This is a genomic window from Rhizobacter sp. P3_C12, from assembly GCF_056402735.1.
Genome location: NZ_JBFUGW010000563.1, coordinates 1 through 1527, shown reverse-complemented (window position 1 = coordinate 1527; position 1527 = coordinate 1). Strand labels below are relative to the sequence as shown.

The 1527-nt window shown below is 72.1% G+C and carries 1 protein-coding gene; it reads right to left on the bottom strand.

Annotation, left to right across the window (positions count from 1 at the left end; translation table 11 throughout):
* A partial coding sequence (locus AC1DXV_RS34500) for a response regulator (protein ID WP_477938032.1) occupies positions 1 to 1527 on the bottom strand: 1527 nt, incomplete at both ends.

Genomic DNA, 1527 nt, shown 5'->3' with positions numbered 1-1527 from the left:
GCCGCCTGCAGCGGCAGCCGCAGCATGAACCGGCTGCCGCGCCCCGGCCCGTCGCTCTGCGCGCCCAGCGTGCCGCCGTGCAGGGCCGCCAGGCTGCGCGCGATCGCCAGCCCCAGGCCCAGCCCGCCGTGCGGCCGGTTCAGCGCCTGCCGCTTGCCCTGCACGAACGGCTCGAACACCACCATCAGCTCGTCGGACGACATGCCGATGCCCTCGTCCTCGACCACCAGCACCGCATCGTCGCCGTCGCGCCGCGCGTGCAATGACACCTGCCCGCCGACCTCGGTGAACTTGGTCGCGTTGGTCAGCAGGTTGGCGACGATCTGCCCGAGCCGCACCGCGTCGCCGTGCAGCGGCAGCGGCTCCTCCACGCGCACCTCGAGCCGCTGTCGCTTCTGCTCGAACAGCGGGCTCACCGTCTCGACCGCCTGGCCGACCACCGTGCCCAGGTCCAGCGGCGCGCGCTGCAGCTCCACGCGGCCGCGCGTGATGCGCGCAACGTCGAGCAGGTCGTCGACCAGCCGCACCATGTGCCGCACCTGGCGCTCGATGATGCCGCGCTCTTTCGTCGCCGCATCCTTCCAGTTCATGCGCATCAGGTGCAGCGCCGTGAGCATCGGCGCGAGCGGGTTGCGCAACTCGTGGCCCAGCATCGCGAGGAACTCGTCCTTCGCACGGCTCGCATCCTCGGCCTGCTGGCGCGCGCTCAGCTGCTCGGTCACCTCGTAGGCGACCACGGCGATCTTGACCGGCTCGGTGCCGTCCGGCTCGGTCAGCGGCTGGTAGACGAAATCGAAGTAGCGCGGCCCGGGCATGTGCACCTCGAAAGCCTTCGCGAAGTACGGCTCGCCGCTGCGCAGCACGCTGTCGAGCAGCTCCTTCACGTTCAGGTCGCGCAGCTCGGGCATCGCCTGCAGCAGCGGCAGCCCCAGCAGCGGGCGGTCGCCCACCAGGCGCCGCTGCTCGTCGTTCGCATAGCTGAACACGTGCTGCGGACCGTCGAGCAGCGCCACCGCCACCGGTGCGTTGTCGAACACCTCGACCAGCCGGCGGTTCGCGGCATCGCGGATCGCATGCATCTGCTCGCGCACCAGCAGCACCTCGACGCGCGCCGCCAGCTCGCGCGCGGAGAACGGCTTCACGATGTAGTCGTCGGCCCCCTTGGCCAGCCCCTCCAGCCGCGCCTCCTCGCCGGCGTGCGCCGACAGCAGGATCACCGGCAGCGTGCGCAGCGCATCGTGCGCGCGGATGCGTTCGAGCAGGCCGAAGCCGTCGAGCACCGGCATCATGATGTCGGTCACGACCACGTCGGGCCGCCGCCGCGCGATCGCGTCCAGCGCCTGCCGGCCATCGCCGGCGGCCTCGACATTCCAGCGCGCCCCCAGCACGCTCGCGATGTAGGTGCGCATGTCGGCGTTGTCGTCGACGATCAGCACGGTGGCACGCGGGGCGCCGTCGGTCCGCGGCGCGCGCGGCGGCATCGCCGGCGCCTGGCCGGCATGCAGGCCGTCCTCGACGAACGCATCC